We start from the raw sequence: 21,121 nt of genomic DNA, 5'->3' as shown, positions 1-21,121 counted from the left end.
TTGGCGGGTCTGTCAATGGCTTGCGACAATTGTTATGGTCGCCCGCAGCCATCAGGGCTCTCATGTTTTCGTCAGTTTCGTAGATATTCGCGTTGACAGTTTTTTCGAAAAATCGATGGCGGGGCCTGGCAATCCGCCTGCCGAAAACGACTTTCGGCGCATTCATGCTGCTGTTTTGGATGTGGTGGGCGCTGCTTGCCGTCTTCCGCGCCTTTCCCGGAATAGACATCTATTTTTCCCAGCTTTTTTTCGTGGGCGCAGATTGCGACGCGACTGCTGCTGCCGGGAGCATCTGCGGCGGCTTTCCCTATCGCGACGTCGCGGCCTTCGACCTGCTGCGCACCATCTTCTTCCGCCTGCCCTATGTGGTGGCGATCGTGATGGTGTGGAAACTCGTCGAATGCTACCAGCAGCATGGCGCGACCTTCAACGCTCAGCGCGCGCAAAAGCTCAAAGTCGCGCTCGGAACGCTGCTGATCGGGCCGGTGCTGCTCGTCAATGTCGTCCTGAAGGAACATTGGGGCCGGCCGCGGCCGATACAGACGGACATTTTCGGCGGTGCTCTGCATTTCGTCGAGGCAGGTTCGCTTGCCGGAAAATGCGTTTCGAACTGCTCGTTCGTCTCCGGCGAGGCGGCGAGTGCCGGCTGGCTTCTCTGCCTTCTGCTCTTCGTTCCGAAATCCCTGCGTTATGCGCTGGTACCGCCCGTGGCGGCAATCTCGATCCTCACCCCGGCGATGCGGCTATCCTTCGGCGCACACTACCTTTCCGACGTAGTTCTTGGATGGCTTTCCTCGCTTGTCGTCTTCGCCGCATTGCTGGCGTTAACTGAGTCGCAACAGCATCAAAAAAATTCTGAAATTTGAATGAATTTTTGACACCAGCTTGTCGCAAAAGCGCGACAAAGAGCGTAGAGGGATTCTCCTGCAAGGCCGTTTGGGCGTGCAGGTGCTTTCAAGGGCAGGCATGAAACTACTCGAGACATACATATTACGGCGCGTCGGCCAGATGTTTCTCGTGGCGCTCCTGCCCGTTCTGGCGATCATTTGGACGACTCAGGTTCTGCAGCGCATCAATCTGGTCACCGACAGCGGCCAGTCGATCGGCTCGTTCGCCAAGCTGGCGACGATGATTCTGCCGTCGATCATTCCTGTCGTGCTGCCCTTCGCTCTCGTTATCGCGATCACCCAGACGCTGACGACGATGAACAATGATTCCGAGCTCACCGTCATCGATGCGGCCGGGGCGCGGCGCAGCGTGCTGATCCGCCCGATCCTGCTGCTTGCCGCCGTCATCAGCGTCTTTTCCTTCTTCGTCGACAACGTCGTCGAGCCGCGCGCAAAGACCGTCGTGCGCCAGATGATCGCCGAGACCTATGCTGACCTCCTCTCTTCGGTCATCGAGGAAAAGACCTTCCGGAAACTCGATGAAGGCCTCTATGTACAGATCTCACAGCGGATGGCGGGCCGCATGCTGAAGGGCCTTTTCGTCGCCGACGAGCGCGACCCGGCCTACGAACTGATCTACTATGCGAAGGAAGGCGCGGTCGACGACACGGGCACGACGCTGATCATGCATCAAGGCGAAGTGCACCGCAAAACGCCCGACGGCAACGTCTCGGTCATCAATTTCGATTCCTATTCCTTCGACCTCTCGGACATGACGGAGAATCGCGGTCAGGCGACGCTGCGCGCCAGCGACCGTGACCTGTGGTTCCTGTTCAATCCGGATCCGGCCGACAAGGACTATACGATCCGGCCGCAAAGCTACCGCGCCGAACTGCATCGGCGGCTGACCGACTGGATCCTGCCTGTCGTCTTTGCCCTGTTTTCACTGGCGATCGCCGGCGATGCGCGCTCACACCGCGAAGCGCGGCTGCATCCGATGGTGAGCGCTCTCGCCTATGCCTTCGCGATGCGATGGGCGGCCTTCTACGCGGCCAATCAGATCGATACCGATCCTGAATATATCGCCGTCCTCTACGCCATCCCGATCGTCAGCAGCATCATCTCGATCGTCTTCCTCGGCCTGCACAAACGACTGGTCATGCCTTCGTTCATCCGCGACCGGATTTCGTCTTTCTGGAGGCGGATGCAGGAAAGGCTGCTTGCCGCAACCGGCAGGACCGGCGGGGGCACTGCCCAATGATGTTCGGGACATTGTCGCGTTATTTCTTTCGCCGCTATCTGGTGACGACGGGCTGGTTCCTGATCGGCGTCTCGGCGATTTCTTTCCTCCTCGATTTCAGCGAGACGGCGGGCCGCATGTCCGGCCTTCCCGGCTACACGATCGGCGGCGGCGTCCTGATGACCGCGGTGCGCCTGCCGCTCATCCTGCAGCAGACGGTGCCGTTCATCGCGCTGTTCGTCGGCATGACGGTGCTGATCGGCCTCAACCGCAAATATGAACTCGTCGTCACGCGCGCCGCCGGCATTTCGGTCTGGCAGTTCATGTTCCCCTTCATCGCCGGCTCGCTGGCGCTCGGCCTGCTGACGATGGCGGCGCTGAACCCGCTTGCCGCCTGGGGACAGCGCCAGGCGCTGCTGGTCGAATCCGACTGGCGCGGCGAGAACGCGGTTCTGCGCAAGGCGCCGCAGGTTCCGTGGCTGCGCCAGATCAGTGGCCGGGACGATGTCATCATCGGCGCCCAGACGGTCCAGGAGAACGGAACCAAGCTGATCGACGCGGTGCTGATCCATTTCGATTCAAGCGGTCAGGTCATTCTGAGACAGGACGCCGCCACTGCAAAATTGGAAGATGGTTACTGGCAACTTAACACGGTTGTCGAGCGCAAGCCTGGCGAAATCCCCGTGCGTAAAGCTTCGGTTCAACTTCGCACCAATCTGAAACAGGACTTCGTCCAGGAGCGGCTGACAGCGCCGGAAACAATTGGTTTCTTTGACCTTTCTAACCGGATTGCGGCGGCCAAATCCTTCGGCATCTCGACCAAGGCGCTGGAGACGCAATTCAACTCCCTGTTGTCCCAGCCATTGCTGCTGGTGGCCATGACTTTCATAGCCGCAACAGTGTCCCTAAAATTTAGCCGGTTCAACCAATCCCGCTCCGTGATTCTGGGTGGCATCCTTTCGGGCTTCATGCTTTATGTCATCACCGTGCTTGTAAAGGCATTCGGAAGCAGTGGAGTCGTGCCCCCCTTCGTGGCGACGTGGATACCGGTGGTCGTCGCGCTGGCCTTGGGTGCGACTATTCTGCTTCATCAGGAGGACGGCTAGTGGCGGCAGGCGACCGCAAGTATTTTAGTAAACAGCTGGTTGCCCTGCTTGTCGGTGCGGCTTTATGTTCCTATTTCGGCAGCGCCCCGGCCTCTTTCGGCCAGGCCAGCGCGCCCGAACAAAATTTAGAGAAGAAGATCCCCGAAGGGGCCAAGCTTCTGCTTTCGGCCAATGAACTGGTCTATAACCGTGACGCCGATCTGGTGTCGGCGGTCGGCGGCGTGCAGATCAACTATGGCGGCTATAAAATGGTCGCGCAGAAGGTCGAGTACAATCAGAAGACCGGCCGGATGATGGCGCTCGGCAATGTCGAGCTCGTCAGCCCCGACGGCAACCGCATCTATGCCGACGACCTTGACGTGACCGACAATTTTGCCGACGGGTTCCTGAACTCGCTGCGCATCGAGACCGCCGACAACACGCGTATCGTTGCCGAAAGCGGCGAGCGCGTCGGCGGCACGATGATGATTCTCAACAAGGGCGTCTACACGGCCTGCCTTCCCTGCGCCGAAGATCCGAAGCGCGCCCCTTTCTGGCAGGTCAAAGCCCAGCGGGTGATCCAGAACGGCGAGACGCATACGATCCGTCTGGAGAGAGCGCGCTTCGAGCTGCTCGGCCATCCGATCGCCTTCCTGCCGTTCATCGAAGTTCCCGACAATACGGTGAAACGCAAATCCGGCTTTCTGTTTCCGACGATGAGCCTGTCGCAGAATCTCGGCTTCGGTCTTTCCGTTCCTTATTACTATGTGATCTCGCCGAGCATGGACGCGACGGTCACAGCCACGGGCTACACTGCCCAGGGCTTCCTCATCGAAGGTGAATTTCGCCAACGCTTCGAAAATGGCACGCATATTCTGCGCGTCGCCGGCATCGACCAGGCAAAACCGGGCAACTTCAGCTCCGGCACAAGCGATGCCGAAGCCGAGCAACGTGGCATGGTGGCTTCCAAGGCTGACTTCCGCATCAATCCGCGCTGGACGTTCGGCTGGGACGTCATGACGCAGAGCGACAACAATTTCTCGAAAACGTATAAGCTGCGGGGCCTGACCGGTACGGATCGTACCAACCAGATCTACCTGACAGGGCTCGGGAAACGCAATTATTTCGACATGCGGGCGTTCTATTTCGACGTCCAGGATGCCGATCGGACGAATACCGCTGAAAAGCAGCAGGCGATCGTCTATCCGTCGCTGGACTATCACTATGTGGCGCCGCAGCCGCTTGCCGGCGGCGAGCTTTCGGCGGATGTCAACCTGACGAATATTTCGCGCACACATGACGACTTCTATACCGTCGACGGCTTCGACCGTTTCCGCGGCCTGAAAGGCCAGACTTCGCGGCTGACTGCCGAGCTGCAGTGGAAGCGCACCTACGTCACGCCGACCGGCCTGGTAATCACACCGCTGCTGGCCGCGCGCGGCGATGCCTTCGCGCTGAACATGGACGATCCGACCGGCTACACCGGCAACTATGTCGACGGCAATTCCGCCACCCGCTCGATGTTCACAGCCGGGCTGGAGATGCGTTATCCGATCTTGATGACGACTGATAACAGCACCCATATCCTCGAGCCGATCGCACAGATCTATGCCCGCCCCGACGAGCAGCTCGCCGGCCGCCTGCCGAACGAGGATGCGCAAAGCTTCGTCTTCGACGCCACCTCGCTGTTCGACCGCGACAAGTTCTCGGGCTACGACCGGGTCGAAGGCGGTACTCGCGCCAATATCGGCGTTCAGTACACCGGTACATTCGACAGCGGTTACAAGCTGCACGGCATCTTCGGCCAATCCTATCAGATCGCCGGCCAGAACTCGTTTGCGACCGATGACCTCGTCAACGTCGGCGCGGATTCGGGCCTCGAAACCGACCGCTCCGATTATGTCGGCCTTGGCGGCGTCGAAACACCGTACGGCGTTTCCGTCGCAGCTTCCTACCGGCTCGACGAAAAAGATTTCGAATTCCGCCGCGGTGACCTGACGACGGCCTACCAGAACGACACCTTCTCGACACAGCTGACCTACACTCATCTCAGCGCCCAGCCGGAATATGGCTTCGCCGAGGACAATGACGAGATCCAGACCAACAGCACCGTCAAGTTCAAGGATTACTGGTCGATTTTCGGCGGCATTGCCTGGGATCTGAACAATGATGTGATAAGCCGGCGGACGATCGGCCTCTCTTATGAGGACGAATGCACGATCTTCACGATCGCCTATACGGACAGCAGAGATTCCGACGACGAGTCAGGAAGCGACTGGACGATCGGCGCACGGCTAACCTTCCGCACGCTCGGCGACATCAAGATCGGTACCGACACCCTCGAATGACGGGCGATCGGCGCAAACATGGCCTGAAGCCATTCTTTCGCCGTAAGCCTGTGCAGGACATTGCCGCCAGTCGGTATCTGAGGCATAGGAGTTTCGCGCCGTGATGGAAGCGATTTCAGCGTGTCTCGCACTGTGGTAAGAACGCTGCGAACAACGTCTCGCGGCGCTATCGGGAGGTCAACAGATGATTGACGCGAAAAAAGCCATAACCAAGTTCCTCGCCGGGGCAGCGCTTGCATTGCTGACAGGCCTTGCCGGTCCAGCGCTCGCGGCCAGTGAAGTCAAGGCCGTGGTGAACGGCACCGCGATCACCAGCGGCGACGTCGCCAAGCGCCAGGCCTTCCTGCGCCTGCAGCATACGAAGGCCGATGCCAAGACCGCCGAGGAGCAATTGATCGACGAGGCGCTCAAGCGGCAGGAAGTCACCCGCGTCCGTATGTCGGTTTCGCAGCAGGACGTCGATGCGTCTTTCGCGCGCTTTTCGAGCGGCAACAAGCTTTCCCCCGAGCAGATGTCGCAGATCCTCGATCGCGCCGGCGTCGGCGTCGATCATTTCAAGGGTTTCATCGCCGTGCAGATGAGCTGGCCGCGTGTCGTCAACGCCCGCTACGGCTCGACCTCGCGGCTGTCGAACTATGATCTCGTCTCGCGCATGATGCAGAACAACAAGCAGAAGCCGGTCACGACGGAATATATGCTGCAGCAGATCATCTTCGTCATTCCGCAAGCCAAGCGCGGCGCCATCACCGGCAAGCGTAAGGGCGAGGCCGAGGCGTCGCGCTCCAAATTTCCGGGCTGCGATCAGGCAAAGGTGTTTGCTGCCACGATGCGCGACGTTTCCGTGCGCGATCTCGGCCGCCTGCTCGCCCCCGAGATCCCGCCGGATTGGAAGCCGCTGGTCGAGCAGGCCAAGGGCAACACGACGGGGACCCGCGTCACCGACAAGGGCGTCGAATATCTGGCAATCTGCAGCCAGCGGCAGGTTTCTGACGACCAGGCCGCCGAAATGGTCTTCCGCCAGGAAGATCTCGACAAGTCCAAGGGCGGCAAGGACGCCAGCCCAGAAAACGAAAACAGCAAGAAATATCTGGATGAACTGCGCAAAAAGGCGCAGATCGCCTATCGCTGACCGACAATGGCGATACCGTTTTCGCGACCGCTTGCGCTGAGCCAGGGCGACCCCGCCGGCATCGGGCCGGATATTACTCTGATGGCCTGGCTCCGGCGGCGTGAACTCGGGCTGCCGCCTTTCTTCCTGATCGGCGACCCCGATGTTCTGGCGTTGAGAGCCCGCCAACTCAATCTGGCGGTCTCGATCCGCGAGACCGATGAAGCCGGCAAGGCCGCCGGCATGTTTGCCGATGCGCTGCCCGTCATGACCATACCGGCCGGTATCGAGGTCGTGGCCGGTGAACCGCATGCGGCAACGGCGAAAGGCACGATCGCGTCGATCGAGAAAGCCGTGTCGCTTGTCATTGACGGCGAGGCGCTCGCAGTCGTTACCAATCCGATCGCCAAGGCCGTGCTTTACGAGGCGGGTTTCCGGTTTCCTGGCCATACCGAATTTCTCGCCGATCTCGCCGTCAGGGCGACCGGCCGGCCGGTGACACCGGTGATGATGCTGTCCGGACCGAAGCTCCGGGCCATTCCCGTCACCATCCATATTCCGGTCCGCGACGTGCCGCAGGCGCTGACGGGCGACCTGATCACGGAAACCTGCAGGATCGCCCATGAAGATCTAAGGCAGCGCTTCGGCATCGAGGCGCCGCGGCTTGCCGTTGCCGGCCTCAACCCGCATGCAGGCGAAGGCGGGGCGATCGGTACGGAGGACGAGGATGTCATCCGTCCGGCGATCGAGCGCCTGCGCGACGAGGGCATCGATGCGATCGGCCCCCTGCCCGCCGATACGATGTTTCATGACGAGGCGCGGGCGCGATACGACGTCGCCGTCTGCATGTATCACGATCAGGCGCTGATCCCGGCCAAGGCACTTGGTTTCGACGACAGCGTCAACGTGACGCTCGGGCTTCCCTTCGTGCGCACCTCGCCGGATCACGGCACCGCTTTCGGCATTGCCGGCAAGGGACTGGCGCGCGAGCACAGCCTCGTTGCCGCGCTGAAGCTCGCCGCCCAGCTCGGCCGCAGTGTGGAAAGCCGCCGCTGATGGCAGCACTCGATGGCCTGCCGCCGCTTCGCGACGTCATCCAGCGTCACGGTCTCGATGCGCGCAAGGCGCTCGGGCAGAACTTCCTGCTCGACCTCAACCTCACGCAGAAGATCGCCCGCACGGCGGGCACACTCGAAGAGGCGACCATCGTTGAGGTCGGCCCTGGCCCTGGCGGATTGACGCGGGCGATCCTGGCGCTCGGTGCCAGAAAGGTCATCGCCATCGAGCGGGATCCCCGCTGCCTGCCGGCACTCGCCGAGATCGCCGATCATTATCCCGGCCGGCTGGAGGTGATCGAAGGCGATGCGCTGAAGATTGATTTCGAGACATTGGCGCCGCAAGGCCCGATCAAGATCATTGCCAACCTGCCCTATAATGTCGGCACGCAGTTGCTGGTCAACTGGCTGCTGCCGAAAGCCTGGCCGCCGTTCTGGCAGTCGCTGACGCTGATGTTTCAGAAGGAGGTCGGCGAGCGTATCGTCGCCAACGAAGACGACGATCATTACGGCCGTCTCGGCGTGCTCTGCGGCTGGCGGACGGAGGCACGCATGGCCTTCGACGTGCCGCCGCAAGCCTTCACGCCGCCGCCGAAGGTGACGTCGACGGTCGTGCAACTGACCCCCCGCGAATCCCCGATCCCCTGCGCTGTCGCCAATCTGGAAAAGGTGACACAGGCGGCCTTCGGCCAGCGTCGCAAAATGCTCCGCCAAAGCCTGAAATCCCTCGGCGGCGAGAGCCTGCTCGTCAAGGCCGGGATCAATCCGGCGCGTCGGGCGGAAACCTTGTCCGTCGAGGAATTCTGCCTTCTCGCAAACAGCCTGTAGGGCAGTTCCAGCGAGGTGCGAAGCGGTTTTCCCAGGAGTTTACCTTAAAGCGACGGCGTCTCTTCCAGCAACTCGCGGACGAAGTCGAACATGCCATGGCGGCGGTCGCGGCGCAGGCGTTCGGCCTTGACGATCGACTGGACGGCGTCGAGGGCGGCGTTGAGATCGTCATTGACGATGACATAGTCGTATTCGCGCCAGTGGGCGATCTCGGCGCGGCTGTTGGCGAGGCGCGTCTGGATGACCTCCTCGGAATCCTCGGCACGGCGATGCAGCCGCGACTGAAGCTCGGTCATGGTCGGCGGCAGCACGAAGATCGAGACCACGTCGGCCGACATCTTCTCCTGCAATTGCTGGGCGCCCTGCCAGTCGATGTCGAAGAGCATGTCGCGGCCTTCGGCCATGGCCTGCTCGACCGGCTCGCGCGGCGTGCCGTAGAAATTGCCATGCACCTCGGCCCATTCGAGCAGCGCGTCGCTATCGCGCAGCCGCTCGAACTCGCGCACACTCTTGAAGTGGTAATGCACATCCTCGACTTCGCTCGGGCGGCGCTGGCGCGTGGTGACGCTGACGGAAAGGCCGATTTGCCTGTCGGTCTCCAGCAGCGTGCGCGCGATGGTGGACTTGCCGGCGCCTGATGGCGACGAGATGACAAGCATCAGACCGCGGCGGGCGATGTGCACGGGCGAGGATTTCGCCGGTTTCATGTCTTACTCCAAATTCTGGACCTGCTCGCGGAACTGGTCGATCACGACTTTCAGCTCGATGCCGGCGGCGGTGACCGCCGAGGCATTCGACTTCGAGCAGATGGTATTCGATTCGCGGTTAAATTCCTGTGCAAGGAAGTCCAGCCGGCGCCCGGCGGGGCCACCTTTCACCAGGAGATCACGCGCTGCGGCGATATGAGCCTTCAGACGATCGATTTCCTCGCGCAGATCCGCCTTGGTCGCCAGTAGCGCGGCTTCGGCGTGCAGCCTGTCGCGATCGAGCGCGGCCATGCCGTCCATCAACAAGGCGACCTGCGCGGCCAGCCGCGCGGCGATCTCCTGTGGCGAGCGCGACGGATCGGCCTCGATCGTCCGTGTCAGGCCTTCGATCGTCGTGACGTGGTCGTGAAGAATGCGGGCCAGCGCCGACCCTTCCTGTTCGCGCATTGCTCTCAGATCGGCAAGCGCGGCCAGCAGGCCGGTAGCGATATCGGCGTCACGGGCGGCAAGCGCCTCCTCGCCATCCTCGCCTTCGCGGAATTCGACGATGCCGCGCACCAGAAGCAGCGTATCGAGCTTCAGCGGCGCCGGATCGATGACACCGTCCAACTGATCGCGCATGGCCAGCACGGCGGCAAGTGCTTGTCTGTTCAGCACCGCCTCGAAACGGTTCTCGTCGGCGGTGACGGATAGCGATGCCTGCAGGTTGCCGCGGCTGAAGCTTTCGCCGGCGAGGCGGCGGACCTCTGCCTCCATGCGTTCGAGGCCGGGCGGCAGGCGCAGGCGCAGGTCGAGGCCCTTGCCGTTGACCGAGCGCAGTTCCCATGCCCAGCGCCAGCGGCCGCTCGTTCCCTCGCGCCGCGCAAAACCGGTCATGGACTGCAAAGCCATGCGAGCCTCCCGAAAGTCTCAGTTGATCTTCTTTTTCTTCGGCGGCGCGACGGTCGCGCCATTATCCGCCGGCTGCTCTTCCGGCTGGCCGTCGACTGCGATGTTCGGGTCCGAACCCTTGTCGGCTTCGAGCTTGCGCCAGCGCTTGACGTTGGCGTTGTGCTCCTCGAGCGTCGCAGAGAAAACATGGCCGCCGGTGCCGTCGGCAACGAAATAGAGATCCTGCGTCTTCCAGGGATTGGCGACGGCTTCCAGCGCATCCTTGCCGGGATTGGCGATCGGCGTCGGCGGCAGACCCTTGATGACATAGGTGTTGTAAGGTGTGTCCCGCTTCAGGTCCGACTGGTAGATCGGCCGGTCGGCCGGTTTACCCTCGCCGCCGAAGAGGCCGTAGATGATCGTTGGGTCGGACTGCAGGCGCATACCCTTGCCGAGCCGATTCAGAAAAACGGAGGCGACATGGGCTCGCTCGTCGGGAACGCCGGTTTCCTTTTCGACGATCGAGGCGAGTGTCACGAACTCCTCCTTGGATCGCAGCGGCAGCGACTGGTCGCGCTTGTCCCAGATCTGATCGACGAGCTTCTGCTGCGCAGCCGCCATCTGTTCGATGATTTCCGAGCGCTTGGTGCCGCGCGAGAATTTGTAGGTATCCGGACGCAGGCTGCCCTCGGTCGGCAATGCCGCCGGTAAGTCGCCTTCCAGCACGGTATCCTGCAGCATGCGGTCGAACATCTGGCGGACCGTCAGGCCCTCGGGGAAGGAAACGGAATAAAGAATGGACTTGCCCGATTTGAGCAGCTCCATGATATCCCTCATGGAGGCCCTCGCCTTGATCTCGTATTCACCCGCCTTCAGGCTCTCTCCGGCAGAAAGATGCGTTGCCGTGAGATAGCGGAAGATACGGGCATCGCTGATGATCGCGTTGCGCTCGAGGTTCGAGGCGATTTCAGTCAGACCAGCGCCGTTGCGGACGATGAAATTGGTGTTGGTCTGCAGCGGACCCGGGTTTCGATAGGTCGATGTGGCGTAGTAGAAGCCGATGACGGCGACGACGCAGACCAGAACCGCCATCGTCATGATGAAGTTCAGGAAAAGAACGACCTGGCCGCGGGCTTTCTTGGACCGCTTCGGCGGCTCCGGAACGCGCTCCGGACGCAGGGCTTCGCTCGGCGACTTCGGGATAATCGGTCCCTTCTGCGCCTGGGTATCGTTGCTCTGGTTCGTCGTATCGCTCACCGGCAATCCTCTAAAACTTGACTTTCACTTCGCTATTTCGCGAAGCAATGCGGCAAAAGCAGGTTCTGCCGCCGTTCAACGACGCCGCTGACGGTCGTTATGCTTTCGCACGCCCTCTTACGCAACGTAGAGGACGGCCGGTCTGCGGTGCAAGGGAGACCCGTCACACCGCTTGCAGGACTCTTATTGCACGTACCGGCGTAGTACGAGCGATGCATTCGTGCCGCCGAATCCGAATGAGTTGGACAGCGCCACATTGATGTCTCGCTCACGCGCCGTGTGCGGGACAAGATCGATCGCCGTCTCCCGTTCGGGATTGTCGAGATTGAGCGTCGGCGGCGCGATATTGTCGCGAATGGCGAGCGTGGTGAAGATCGCCTCGATGGCGCCGGCAGCACCGAGAAGGTGTCCTGTCGCCGACTTGGTCGAGGACATGGAGATCTTCGACGCCGCATTGCCGACCAGCCGCTCGACGGCGCCGAGTTCGATCGTGTCGGCCATGGTCGAGGTACCGTGGGCATTGATGTAGTCAATATCGGCCGGCGTGAGCCCGGCGCGCTTCAGTGCCATCGCCATGCAGCGGCCGGCGCCCTCGCCGTCTTCGGAGGGCGCGGTGATGTGATAGGCGTCGCCCGACAGGCCGTAGCCGACAATTTCGGCGTAGATCCTGGCGCCGCGCGCCTTGGCGTGTTCCAGTTCCTCGAGCACGACGATGCCGGCGCCTTCGCCCATGACGAAGCCATCGCGGTCGCGGTCATAGGGGCGCGACGCCTTTTGCGGATCGTCGTTGTGCTGGGTCGACAGCGCCTTGCAGGCGGCAAAGCCTGCCAGCGAAATACGGCTCACGGGGGATTCCGTGCCGCCGGCGACCATGACGTCGGCATCACCAAGCGCAATCAAGCGCGCAGCATCGCCGATCGCATGCGCACCCGTCGAGCAGGCGGTGACGACCGAATGATTGGGTCCGCGCAGCTTGTGGCGGATCGAGACCTGGCCGGAGACGAGGTTGATCAGGCGGCCGGGAATGAAGAAGGGGGAGATGCGGCGCGGGCCTTTGTCGCGCAGGGTGTAACCCGCCTCGACGATGCCTTCGATGCCGCCGATGCCGGAGCCGATCAGCACGCCGGTGGCGATCTGGTCCTCATCGGTTTCAGGATGCCAGCCGGCATCGGCAAGCGCCATATCTGCGGCGGCCATGCCGTAGATGATGAAGGGATCGACCTTGCGCTGTTCCTTCGGCTCCATCCACTGATCGACATTGAAGGTGCCGTCGGTGCCGTCACCGATAGGAATACGGCAGGCGATCTTGGCGGGAAGGTCGTCGACCTCGAATTCGGTGACGAGGCGGGCGCCGTTCTGACCGGCAAGCAGCCGGGACCAGGTCACCTCGGTTCCGCATCCCAAGGGTGATACCATGCCGGTACCGGTGATGACGACACGTCTCATCGCGTGCTTTCCCCCGTCTCTTATGTTCTATGGAGAAATATGCCGAAAAGAAAAGGGCGGACTCCAGGCCCGCCCTTTCTCAAATTCACAGGATCAGGCCTGGGCCTTCTCAATAAACTTCACGGCATCGCCGACCGTCAGGATCGAGTCGGCAGCGTCGTCAGGAATTTCAACGCCGAATTCTTCTTCGAAAGCCATGACAAGTTCGACCGTGTCGAGCGAGTCAGCGCCCAGATCGTCGATAAAGCTGGCGCTCTCGACGACCTTGTCGGCATCAACGCCAAGATGATCAATAACAATTTTCTTTACGCGTTCTGCGATATCGCTCATGTCGGTTTCCTCGACCTTATGTCCTGATCGGAATGCCATCGCGGCACCCCTACCCTGTTTCAGCCTGCGATGTTTTCAGACATCCTCGGCAAACTCGTTTACCCGGCTTCAGAGATGTCCCAGGCTTGCAAAAAGCCCGCCGGTCCGTCTGCTTTCTCGGGACGACTGTTCACAGTCATGGCCCGCTTAACATGCTTTATGTCTGCCGCAAAGCCAGAAAATCAACGGTTCGTGATTGCTCAACATGCTATTGGCGGAATTATTCCCATGCCAGCGGTTTGTCGTTTCAGATCATCGCCATGCCGCCGTTTACGTGCAGCGTCTGGCCCGTCATATAGGCAGCCTCGGAGGACGCAAGGTAAGCAACCGCCGAAGCGACTTCGCCACCCGTGCCCATGCGCTTCATCGGGATCGCCCCCATGATCGCTTCCTTCTGCTTGTCGTTCAGCTTGCCGGTCATGGCGCTCTCGATGAAGCCGGGCGCCACGCAATTGACCGTCACGTTGCGGGTGGCAATTTCCTGCGCCAAGGACTTGGTGAAGCCGATCATGCCGGCCTTGGAGGCGCAGTAATTGGCTTGGCCCGGATTGCCGGTGACGCCGACGACGGAGGTGATGTTGATGATGCGGCCATAGCGGCGGCGCATCATCGGATGCGTCAATTCGCGCGTCAGGCGGAAGGTCGATGTCAGGTTCACTTCAATGACGTTGTCCCAGTCCTCGTCGCTCATGCGCACGAACAGGCCATCGCGGGTGATGCCGGCATTGTTGACGAGGATGTCGACGCCTTCGAGATCGGCCTCGGCCTTCTGGCCAAGCGCCTTGACCTCATCGCGGTCGGACAGGTTCGCCGGGAAGATCTTGACGCGCTCGCCGAGATCTGCGGCCAGCGCTTCCAGCTTCTCGACGCGGGTGCCATGCAGGCCGACGATGGCACCCTGCTTATGAAGAAGGCGGGCGATTTCCTCGCCGATACCGCCCGATGCGCCTGTGACGAGAGCCTTGCGGCCGGAAAGATCGAACATGGAAACGTTCCTTATAACAGGGACACCAAATCCGGTGTCCGGGGATACCAATCAGGCCATGAGGGCGGCGACGGCCGCGTCGATATCCGCCGGACCGTTGACAGAGATGCCGTTGATCGTCTTGTCGATGCGGCGGGCAAGTCCGGTCAACACCTTGCCGGAACCGAGTTCATAAAGCGTCGTGACGCCGTTTCTGGCGAACCATTCCACCGTCTCACGCCAGCGGACCTGACCGGTCACCTGCTCGACCAGAAGGCTGGCGATCTCGTCGGCGCCGGTCACCGGGGCTGCACGGACATTGGCGATGACAGGCACGACCGGATCGGATTTGGCGACCGTTGCCAGCGCTTCGCGCATGGCCTCGGCGGCGGGCGCCATCAGCGTCGAATGGAAGGGAGCGGAGACCGGCAGCAGAATGGCGCGCTTGGCGCCCTTGTCGGTCGCAAGGCCGGCCGCCTTTTCGACGGCTGCCTTCTCGCCTGAGATGACGATCTGGCCGCCGCCATTGTCGTTGGCGATCTGGCAGGCGCCGATGGCAGCCGCTTCCTCGCATACCGCAACGACGTCGGCATGTTCGAGGCCGATGATCGCGGCCATGGCGCCGACGCCGACGGGAACGGCCGCCTGCATGGCATTGCCGCGGATGCGCAGCAGCCGCGCGGTGTCGGCGAGCGAAAAGGTGCCGGCCGCGCACAGTGCCGAATATTCGCCGAGCGAGTGGCCGGCGACGTAAGCGACCTTGGACTTCAGATCCAGCCCTTTGGCTTCGAGAACGCGGACGACGGCGATCGAGACGGCCATCAGCGCCGGCTGGGCGTTCGCGGTCAAGGTCAACGTATCCTCGGGACCGTTGAACATGACGTCCGAAAGCTTTTCACCGAGTGCCTCATCGACCTCTTGGAAAACGGCGCGGGCTTCGGCAAAATTCTCGGCGAGATCCTTGCCCATGCCGACGGCCTGACTGCCCTGACCGGGAAAAGTGAAAGCAATGGTCATTCTCATGTTCCCTGGCTCATGCCCCTGAATACGCCCCTTGAGGCTGTTTTGCCTCCAATTGACATTCTTTCCGGCAGAGTCAAGTGGCGGCTCATTCTCCGCAAAGCCTTTCGCACTGGCGCAAAAGCCCGGTTTTTGCTCTTGCGCTCCGCCAAATCCAGCCTAGATTTGCGCGAACCCTCCCAAGGCTGTCACCTCTCTCCCAAGGTTTTTCCATGAAGTACAATTCGCTAGGCCGCACCGAGATTTCCGTTTCAGAGATTTGCCTTGGCACCATGACCTGGGGTTCGCAGAACAGCGAAGCCGATGCGCATGCGCAGATGGACTACGCCGTCGAAAAGGGCGTCAATTTCTTCGATACGGCCGAACTTTATCCGACCACCCCGATTTCGGCCGCGACGCAGGGCTGGACGGAAGACTATATCGGCAGCTGGTTCAAGAAGACCGGCAAGCGCGGCGATATCGTGCTCGCCACCAAGGTCGCAGGCCGCGGTCGCGACTATATACGTGGTGGCGAAGGTGCCGATGCAAAGAATATCCGCCTGGCGCTCGAAGCCAGCCTGGCGCGCCTGAAGACGGATTACGTCGACCTCTACCAAATCCACTGGCCGAACCGCGGCCATTTCCATTTCCGTCAGAACTGGAGCTACAATCCCTTCAACCAGAACCGCGACGAGGCCGTCGCCAATATGCTCGACATCCTGGAAACGCTTGGCGCGCTGGTGAAGGAAGGCAAGATCCGCGCGATCGGCCTTTCCAACGAAACCACCTGGGGCATAAAGAAATATCTGACGCTCGCCGAACAGAAGAGCCTGCCGCGGGTCGCCAGTGTCCAGAACGAATACAACTTGCTCTATCGCCATTTCGACCTCGATCTCGCCGAACTCTCGCATCATGAGGATGTCGGGCTGCTCGCTTATTCGCCGCTCGCCGGCGGCATCCTCTCCGGCAAATATGTCGATGGCGGCAGGCCGAAGGGTTCGCGCGGCTCGATCAACCACGATATCGGCGGTCGCCTGCAGCCGCTGCAGGAGCCGGCGACCAAAGCCTATCTGGAGATCGCTGCAACATACCGCCTCGACCCGGCAACAATGGCGCTCGCCTTCTGCCTGTCCAGGCCCTTCATGGCCTCGGCCATCATCGGCGCGACCTCGATGGAGCAGTTGAAAATCGATATCGGCGCGGCAGACATTACGCTTTCGAACGAGATCCTGGCGGAAATCGCCAAGGTGCACCGGCAGTATCCGCTGACGCTTTGACCCTATTTGTTTGGCGCCTGCCCGATGCCGACCATTGGCCGGCATCGGGTTCGGGTGTCCGATTACGCTTGCCTTTGCCCAAAAAATCCGTATAAGCCGCCCTGTTCGTTAACCCGGTCTTCTGGCTGGTGGCTGAACGGAGGGCCGGTTTCCTCACGGAAATCGTTCGGAACGGAAGCGTTCCAGCCTCCCGTGTCTCCGCTCTCGACCGTCTCGGAAACGCTTTCTTGCCTGGGTCCGCCCAATCAGGAGCAGTCGTTGAGGCTTAGCCGCCGAATATCGGGTTGAACCAAACGCAAGAAAGGCAAAGCTGTCATGGCTCTTTATGAACATGTATTCCTTGCCCGGCAGGATATTTCCGCTCAGCAGGTCGATGCCCTCGTAGAACAGTACAAGGGTGTGATCGAAGCGAATGGCGGTAAGGTCGGGCGTATCGAGAACTGGGGCCTCAAGTCCCTCACCTACCGCATCAAGAAGAACCGCAAGGCGCACTACGCCCTGATGGACATCGATGCACCGGCTGCTGCCGTCCAGGAAATGGAACGTCAGATGCGCATCAGCGAAGACGTTCTTCGCTACATGACGATCGCCGTCGAGAAGCATGAAGAAGGTCCGTCTGCCATGATGCAGAAGCGCGACCGTGACGACCGTCCGCGTGAAGGCGGCCGTGGCCCGCGTGAAGGCGGCTTCGGTGATCGCGACCGTGGTCCGCGTCCGCCGCGTGAAGGTGGCTTCGGCGATCGTGACGACCGTCCGCGCCGTCCGCGCGAAGACCGTGTATAAGGGAGATCTGAGATATGTCTGAAACTTCCTCCGCTCCGGTCCGCCGCCCGTTCCATCGCCGCCGCAAGACCTGCCCGTTCTCCGGCGCCAACGCGCCGCGGATCGACTACAAGGACGTACGCCTGCTGCAGCGCTACATTTCCGAGCGCGGCAAGATCGTTCCGTCCCGCATCACGGCCGTTTCCCAGAAGAAGCAGCGCGAACTCGCTCAGGCGATCAAGCGCGCCCGTTTCCTCGGCCTGCTGCCCTACGTCGTCGCCTGATTATCGGCCGACGCACACACTCTTGAGGGAAGGCATTCGTGCCTTCCCTTTTCCCTTCCGCGATGGGCGCGGATCGGAACTCCTAAAACCCATGTTGAGACGTTTCTGAATTTGATTCAGCAACATCCTCTAACTGCTTGATGAAGCAGGACAGCGACCTTGAAACGACCGAACATTAAAACGCTGCTGATCGGCGCACTCGCCGGATTGACCGCCGCCCTGCTGGTGCTGGGCGCGAGCATGCAGCCGTCGTTTTTCAGCGCGCTTCTCTACACGGCCTCGGCTCTGCCGATCCTCATCGTCGGGCTCGGCTGGGGCAATACCGCCGCGGTCTCGGCCGTCGTCAGCGCCGCGGCACTCGGCGCGATCCTGATCTCGCCTTCCTTCGCGCTGATCATGACGATGGTGACGCTGCTGCCGGCCGGTTGGCTCAGCCATCTCGCCAATCTGGCGCGTCCGGCCGCCGAACTCGGCGGACCCGACCATCTGCTTGCCTGGTATCCGCTCTCCGACATTCTGCTGCATCTCTGCGGTCTGGTGACCCTCGCCGTCATCGTCATCGGCGTGATCATCGGCTACGGGCCTGAGATTACCGATCCGATCGTCGATCTGCTGATCACCTCGCTCAAGCAGCAGCAGCCGGAATTCATGCCCGATCCGGCAGCGACCGCGCAGACCAAGTCGCTGATCCTGCTGATGCTGCCGGCTTTGCAGGGCGGCATGTGGGTCAGCATGCTGTTTGCCGCCTATTATTTCGCCGTGCGCATCGTTGCAGCCTCCGGCCGCGGCCTTCGCCCGCGCGAGGACATTCCCTCGTCGCTGCGGATGAACCGCAACTCGATCTTCATCTTCCTGGCCGGGCTTGCCGCCTGCTTTTTCGGCGGCGTTCCGGCACTGGTCGGCGCGACCGTGATCGGCGCCTTCGGTGCCGGTTTCATGCTTTCCGGTTTCGCCTCGCTGCATTTCCGCACGCGCGGCAAGGACTGGCGCATACCGGCCCTCATCCTCTGCTATCTGGCCTCGATGCTCATGCTGCTGCCAGCTCTCCTCATCCTCGTCCTCGGTCTCAGCGATACGCGCAAGGCGATCGCACTGACCCCGACGAAAGATGCTGATGCCCCCAAACAATCCGATACGAAAATCTGAGACACAAGAAAGGAAAAAGAAAATGCAAGTCATCCTTCTCGAACGCATCTCCAAGCTCGGCCAGATGGGCGAAACCGTAAAGGTTCGCGACGGCTTTGCCCGCAACTACCTGCTGCCGCTCGGCAAGGCGCTGCGCGCCAACGCTGCCAACAAGACCCGCTTCGAAGCCGAGCGCGCGACGCTCGAAGCCCGCAACCTCGAGCGCAAGTCAGAAGCCCAGACGGTCGCCGACGTTCTCGACGGCAAGTCCTTCATCGTCGTGCGCTCCGCCGGCGAAACCGGCCAGCTCTACGGTTCGGTTGCTGCCCGTGACGTCGTCGATATTCTCGGCGCCGAAGGCTTCAACATCGGCCGCAACCAGGTTCACCTCAACACGCCGATCAAGTCGATCGGCCTGCACAAGGTCGAGCTGCAGCTACATGCCGAAGTCGAAATCCACGTCGAGCTGAACGTTGCCCGTTCTGCCGAAGAGGCAGAGCGCCAGTCCAAGGGCGAAGAACTCACCTCGGTCGACGCGATCTACGGCGTCGACGAAGACGCGCTGCGTCCGGAAGACTTCTTCGATCCGGAAGCCGACGGCGTCGACGAAGACGAAGCATAATTCTCGTCGGAGTGATCCGCGTGAGGGAAAGCCCGGCCATCGCGCCGGGCTTTTTCGTTTCCACCCCTTCGATATGAGCCGCCGATCGGCTCGCTTCTTTTAAGGGGATTTTCCGGATGTTTTTGCTGCGTGCCTTATCGCATCGCGCTAAAGTAGCGTTCTCCGAAACGGATGGGCTGAGTCGGCGCCATGCCGTGTCGTGCGGGTGACACTGCCAGTATTTCTCCTTTGTGTCGCCCAAGACTGTGGAGAAGTCGAACAACGTGCACAGCGTTCAGGATTTAGGCGAAGCGAGCCCCCGCTCCTTTCGTAGCCTCTTGATTTTCGCGTCCGGAATTGCAAATCCGGAACTGGAAAAAGACAGAACGGATGATGATGAACGACGCCGCTCGAAAGATTACAGCTGTTGCCTCGTCAGAGCAGCACTACCGCGAAGCGCCCAACAATATCGAAGCCGAGCAGGCGCTTCTGGGTGCAATCCTGATGAACAACGACGCCTATTACCGGGTGTCAGACTTCCTGAAGCCGATCCATCTCTATGAACCGCTGCATCGGAAGATCTTCGAGGTTGCCGGCGATATCATCCGCATGGGCAAGATCGCCAATCCGGTGACGATCAAGACCTTCCTGAAGGCCGACGAGAAGGTCGGCGACATGACGGTTTCGCAATATCTGGCGAGCCTGGTCAGCAATGCCGTCACCGTCATCAATGCCGAGGATTACGGTCGGGCGATCTACGACCTGGCGCTGCGCCGGGCGCTGATCACCATCGGCGAGGACGTCGTCAACATCGCCTATGACGCGCCGCTCGACATGCCGCCGCAGTCGCAGATCGAGGATACCGAACGCCGCCTCTTCGAACTGGCGGAAAACGGTCGCTACGACGGCGGCTTCCAGGCCTTCAACGATGCGGTCGCGCTGGCGATCGACATGGCGGCCGTCGCCAAGGAACGTGACGGCGGGCTTTCCGGCATTTCCACCGGCATCCATTCGCTGGATTCCAAGATGGGCGGTTTGCAGCGGTCGGACTTGATCGTGCTTGCCGGACGCCCCGGCATGGGCAAGACCTCACTTGCTACAAACATCGCCTACAATATTGCGGCCGCCTACGAAGGCGAAGTCCAGTCGGACGGCAGCATGAAGGCGAAGAACGGCGGCGTCGTCGGTTTCTACTCGCTCGAAATGTCGTCCGAACAGCTTGCCACCCGTATCATCTCCGAGCAGACGGAAGTCTCCTCCTCGAAGATCCGCCGCGGCGACATCAACGATGCCGATTTCGAAAAGCTCGTCGCCTGCTCGATGATGATGCAGAAGGTGCCGCTCTTTATCGACCAGACCGGCGGCATCTCGATCGCCCAGCTTTCGGCCCGCGCGCGCCGTCTGAAGCGCCAGCGCGGCCTCGACGTGCTTGTGGTCGACTACATTCAGCTGATGACCGGCTCGGGCAAATCCAGCGACAACCGCGTGCAGGAAATCACCCAGATCACCACCGGCCTCAAGGCGCTCGGCAAGGAGCTCAACGTTCCGATCATCGCGCTGTCGCAGCTCTCGCGTCAGGTCGAAAGCCGCGACGACAAGCGGCCGCAGCTGTCCGACCTTCGCGAATCCGGCTCGATCGAGCAGGACGCCGACGTCGTGCTCTTCGTGTTCCGCGAGGAATATTACGTCAAGAATTCGGAGCCGCGCGACATCCACGATCCGAAATATCCGGAATGGGAAGCGCTGTTCGACAAGGTGAAGGGCACGGCCGACGTCATCATCGCCAAGCAGCGCCACGGGCCGACGGGCACGGTGAAGCTCGCCTTCCAGGCGGAATTCACGCGCTTTGCCGATCTCGCCGATCCCTCCTTCACCCAATATGAAGAGCACTGATCGTGGGCCGGTGCTG

Annotated in this window: 20 protein-coding genes; 13 read left to right on the top strand and 7 right to left on the bottom strand. The window is 61.2% G+C overall.

The features are described from left to right. The first annotated feature begins 92 nt into the window (after positions 1–92). The 7 genes from G9X67_RS19005 (at position 93) to rsmA (ending at position 8,551) form a co-directional block, all read left to right on the top strand. Positions 93–866: a phosphatase PAP2 family protein gene (locus G9X67_RS19005; protein ID WP_138328359.1), complete on the top strand. Its 774-nt coding sequence runs from the start codon at positions 93–95 to the stop codon at positions 864–866. Between the two features lie 100 nt (positions 867–966). Beyond that, entirely contained in the window at positions 967–2,148 is a 1,182-nt protein-coding gene (lptF, locus tag G9X67_RS19000) for an LPS export ABC transporter permease LptF (protein WP_138328360.1), read from the top strand. After that, complete coding sequence (lptG, locus tag G9X67_RS18995) at positions 2,145–3,233, top strand: LPS export ABC transporter permease LptG (RefSeq protein ID WP_171599417.1); 1,089 nt, start codon at positions 2,145–2,147, stop codon at positions 3,231–3,233. Before lptF ends, lptG begins: the two co-directional genes overlap by 4 nt. After that, on the top strand, positions 3,233–5,560 hold the full coding sequence (locus G9X67_RS18990; RefSeq protein ID WP_138328361.1) for an LPS-assembly protein LptD: 2,328 nt from the start codon (positions 3,233–3,235) through the stop codon (positions 5,558–5,560). The genes lptG and G9X67_RS18990 overlap by 1 nt, the downstream gene beginning before the upstream one ends. 184 nt (positions 5,561–5,744) lie before the next feature. After that, positions 5,745–6,689 carry a peptidylprolyl isomerase gene (locus tag G9X67_RS18985; RefSeq protein WP_138328362.1) on the top strand — a complete coding sequence of 315 codons (945 nt, stop codon included), beginning with the start codon at positions 5,745–5,747 and terminating at the stop codon, positions 6,687–6,689. 6 nt (positions 6,690–6,695) lie between these two features. Beyond that, positions 6,696–7,724, top strand: coding sequence for a 4-hydroxythreonine-4-phosphate dehydrogenase PdxA (pdxA, locus tag G9X67_RS18980; RefSeq protein ID WP_138328363.1), 1,029 nt, complete (start codon positions 6,696–6,698; stop codon positions 7,722–7,724). Continuing rightward, positions 7,724–8,551, top strand: a complete 828-nt coding sequence (rsmA, locus tag G9X67_RS18975) for a 16S rRNA (adenine(1518)-N(6)/adenine(1519)-N(6))-dimethyltransferase RsmA (protein ID WP_138328364.1) — start codon at positions 7,724–7,726, stop codon at positions 8,549–8,551. Before pdxA ends, rsmA begins: the two co-directional genes overlap by 1 nt. Before the next feature lie 44 nt (positions 8,552–8,595). On the opposite strand, the gene gmk is transcribed toward rsmA, so the two are convergent. The 7 genes from gmk to fabD form a co-directional block, all read right to left on the bottom strand. Further along, complete coding sequence (gene gmk, locus G9X67_RS18970) at positions 8,596–9,258, bottom strand: guanylate kinase (RefSeq protein WP_138328365.1); 663 nt, start codon at positions 9,256–9,258, stop codon at positions 8,596–8,598. A 3-nt stretch (positions 9,259–9,261) separates the two neighbouring features. After that, a complete protein-coding gene (locus G9X67_RS18965) occupies positions 9,262–10,149 on the bottom strand; it encodes a YicC/YloC family endoribonuclease (RefSeq protein ID WP_138328366.1) in 888 nt (295 codons plus the stop codon). An 18-nt stretch (positions 10,150–10,167) separates the two neighbouring features. Then, positions 10,168–11,385: an endolytic transglycosylase MltG gene (gene mltG / locus G9X67_RS18960; RefSeq protein WP_138328367.1), complete on the bottom strand. Its 1,218-nt coding sequence runs from the start codon at positions 11,383–11,385 to the stop codon at positions 10,168–10,170. 183 nt (positions 11,386–11,568) lie between these two features. Then, complete coding sequence (gene fabF / locus G9X67_RS18955) at positions 11,569–12,831, bottom strand: beta-ketoacyl-ACP synthase II (protein ID WP_138328368.1); 1,263 nt, start codon at positions 12,829–12,831, stop codon at positions 11,569–11,571. Between the two features lie 93 nt (positions 12,832–12,924). Beyond that, positions 12,925–13,161 (bottom strand): acyl carrier protein, encoded by a 237-nt coding sequence (locus tag G9X67_RS18950; RefSeq protein WP_003547058.1) that lies wholly within the window; start codon positions 13,159–13,161, stop codon positions 12,925–12,927. Positions 13,162–13,447: 286 nt separating this feature from the next. Then, complete coding sequence (gene fabG, locus G9X67_RS18945) at positions 13,448–14,185, bottom strand: 3-oxoacyl-[acyl-carrier-protein] reductase (RefSeq protein WP_138328369.1); 738 nt, start codon at positions 14,183–14,185, stop codon at positions 13,448–13,450. Positions 14,186–14,236: 51 nt separating this feature from the next. Continuing rightward, complete coding sequence (gene fabD, locus G9X67_RS18940) at positions 14,237–15,181, bottom strand: ACP S-malonyltransferase (RefSeq protein ID WP_138328370.1); 945 nt, start codon at positions 15,179–15,181, stop codon at positions 14,237–14,239. Positions 15,182–15,396: 215 nt separating this feature from the next. Between fabD and G9X67_RS18935 the strand changes: the two genes are divergently transcribed. From G9X67_RS18935 to G9X67_RS18910, 6 genes are all read left to right on the top strand, one after another. Then, a complete protein-coding gene (locus G9X67_RS18935; RefSeq protein ID WP_171599416.1) occupies positions 15,397–16,440 on the top strand; it encodes an aldo/keto reductase in 1,044 nt (347 codons plus the stop codon). 315 nt (positions 16,441–16,755) lie between these two features. Beyond that, positions 16,756–17,223 (top strand): 30S ribosomal protein S6, encoded by a 468-nt coding sequence (rpsF, locus tag G9X67_RS18930; RefSeq protein ID WP_003547040.1) that lies wholly within the window; start codon positions 16,756–16,758, stop codon positions 17,221–17,223. Positions 17,224–17,237: 14 nt separating this feature from the next. After that, positions 17,238–17,486 carry a 30S ribosomal protein S18 gene (gene rpsR, locus G9X67_RS18925; RefSeq protein WP_003547038.1) on the top strand — a complete coding sequence of 83 codons (249 nt, stop codon included), beginning with the start codon at positions 17,238–17,240 and terminating at the stop codon, positions 17,484–17,486. Between the two features lie 159 nt (positions 17,487–17,645). Further along, positions 17,646–18,632, top strand: a complete 987-nt coding sequence (locus G9X67_RS18920) for a hypothetical protein (protein ID WP_011651242.1) — start codon at positions 17,646–17,648, stop codon at positions 18,630–18,632. 22 nt (positions 18,633–18,654) lie between these two features. Beyond that, positions 18,655–19,233, top strand: coding sequence for a 50S ribosomal protein L9 (gene rplI, locus G9X67_RS18915; protein ID WP_011651241.1), 579 nt, complete (start codon positions 18,655–18,657; stop codon positions 19,231–19,233). A 375-nt stretch (positions 19,234–19,608) separates the two neighbouring features. Then, positions 19,609–21,105, top strand: coding sequence for a replicative DNA helicase (locus tag G9X67_RS18910; protein ID WP_027685267.1), 1,497 nt, complete (start codon positions 19,609–19,611; stop codon positions 21,103–21,105). Positions 21,106–21,121: the final 16 nt, after the last annotated feature.

It is taken from the genome of Rhizobium sp. WYCCWR 11152, assembly GCF_013087615.1.
GTDB lineage: Bacteria > Pseudomonadota > Alphaproteobacteria > Rhizobiales > Rhizobiaceae > Rhizobium > Rhizobium indicum.
This window is presented reverse-complemented; position numbering and strand designations above follow the sequence as displayed.

Excerpts from the sequence above, each read along its gene's own strand:
- G9X67_RS18910 (WP_027685267.1), top strand. The coding sequence starts at position 19,609 with ATGAACGACGCCGCTCGAAAGATTACAGCTGTTGCCTCGTCAGAGCAG.
- G9X67_RS18950 (WP_003547058.1), bottom strand. The coding sequence starts at position 13,161 with ATGAGCGATATCGCAGAACGCGTAAAGAAAATTGTTATTGATCATCTT.
- gmk (WP_138328365.1), bottom strand. The coding sequence starts at position 9,258 with ATGAAACCGGCGAAATCCTCGCCCGTGCACATCGCCCGCCGCGGTCTG.
- rpsR (WP_003547038.1), top strand. The coding sequence starts at position 17,238 with ATGTCTGAAACTTCCTCCGCTCCGGTCCGCCGCCCGTTCCATCGCCGC.
- fabF (WP_138328368.1), bottom strand. The coding sequence starts at position 12,831 with ATGAGACGTGTCGTCATCACCGGTACCGGCATGGTATCACCCTTGGGA.
- rpsF (WP_003547040.1), top strand. The coding sequence starts at position 16,756 with ATGGCTCTTTATGAACATGTATTCCTTGCCCGGCAGGATATTTCCGCT.
- fabG (WP_138328369.1), bottom strand. The coding sequence starts at position 14,185 with ATGTTCGATCTTTCCGGCCGCAAGGCTCTCGTCACAGGCGCATCGGGC.
- rplI (WP_011651241.1), top strand. The coding sequence starts at position 18,655 with ATGCAAGTCATCCTTCTCGAACGCATCTCCAAGCTCGGCCAGATGGGC.
- rsmA (WP_138328364.1), top strand. The coding sequence starts at position 7,724 with ATGGCAGCACTCGATGGCCTGCCGCCGCTTCGCGACGTCATCCAGCGT.
- G9X67_RS18985 (WP_138328362.1), top strand. The coding sequence starts at position 5,745 with ATGATTGACGCGAAAAAAGCCATAACCAAGTTCCTCGCCGGGGCAGCG.
- pdxA (WP_138328363.1), top strand. The coding sequence starts at position 6,696 with ATGGCGATACCGTTTTCGCGACCGCTTGCGCTGAGCCAGGGCGACCCC.
- lptF (WP_138328360.1), top strand. The coding sequence starts at position 967 with ATGAAACTACTCGAGACATACATATTACGGCGCGTCGGCCAGATGTTT.
- G9X67_RS18965 (WP_138328366.1), bottom strand. The coding sequence starts at position 10,149 with ATGGCTTTGCAGTCCATGACCGGTTTTGCGCGGCGCGAGGGAACGAGC.
- lptG (WP_171599417.1), top strand. The coding sequence starts at position 2,145 with ATGATGTTCGGGACATTGTCGCGTTATTTCTTTCGCCGCTATCTGGTG.
- fabD (WP_138328370.1), bottom strand. The coding sequence starts at position 15,181 with ATGACCATTGCTTTCACTTTTCCCGGTCAGGGCAGTCAGGCCGTCGGC.
- G9X67_RS18935 (WP_171599416.1), top strand. The coding sequence starts at position 15,397 with ATGAAGTACAATTCGCTAGGCCGCACCGAGATTTCCGTTTCAGAGATT.